Genomic DNA, 689 nt, shown 5'->3' with positions numbered 1-689 from the left:
ACATCAGCAGGTACAGTAAATGTAGGCGCAGTAGTATCTACCACATTAATAGTTTGAACAAGCGTAGCAGTGTTACCACAATCATCAGTTAGTGACCAAGTACGTGTGATCACAGATTCGTTAGCACAGTTACCATCAGCAACCGCATCTGAGTAAGTCGCTTCCAGACTAGAGTCACAGTTATCCGCTTCATCCGTTACATCACCAGTAAGAGTTAAGTTATTAGCATCTTGATCACACTCGATAGTTACATCAGCAGGTACAGTAAATGTAGGAGCAGTAGTGTCTACCACATTGATAGTTTGAACAAGCGTAGCAGTATTACCACAATCATCAGTTACTGACCAAGTACGTGTGATTACAGATTCGTTAGCACAGTTCCCATCAGCAACCGCATCTGAGTAAGTCGCTTCCAGACCAGAGTCACAGTTATCCGCTTCATCCGTTACATCACCAGTAAGAGTTAAGTCATTAGCATCTTGATCACACTCGATAGTTACATCAGCAGGTACAGTAAATGTAGGCGCAGTAGTATCTACCACATTAATAGTTTGAACAAGTGTAGCAGTGTTACCACAATCATCAGTTACTGACCAAGTACGTGTGATTACAGATTCATTAGCACAGTTACCATCAGCAACCGCATCTGAGTAAGTCGCTTCTAAACCAGAGTCACAGTTATCCGCTTC

The 689-nt window shown here is 42.4% G+C and carries 1 pseudogene; it reads right to left on the bottom strand.

Annotation, left to right across the window (positions count from 1 at the left end):
• A pseudogene (locus DMZ43_RS14900) lies at positions 1-689 on the bottom strand (gliding motility-associated C-terminal domain-containing protein); the annotation flags it as partial.

The organism is Meridianimaribacter sp. CL38 (genome assembly GCF_004328055.1).
GTDB classification, from domain to species: Bacteria; Bacteroidota; Bacteroidia; order Flavobacteriales; family Flavobacteriaceae; genus Gaetbulibacter_B; species Gaetbulibacter_B jejuensis.
This window is presented reverse-complemented; position numbering and strand designations above follow the sequence as displayed.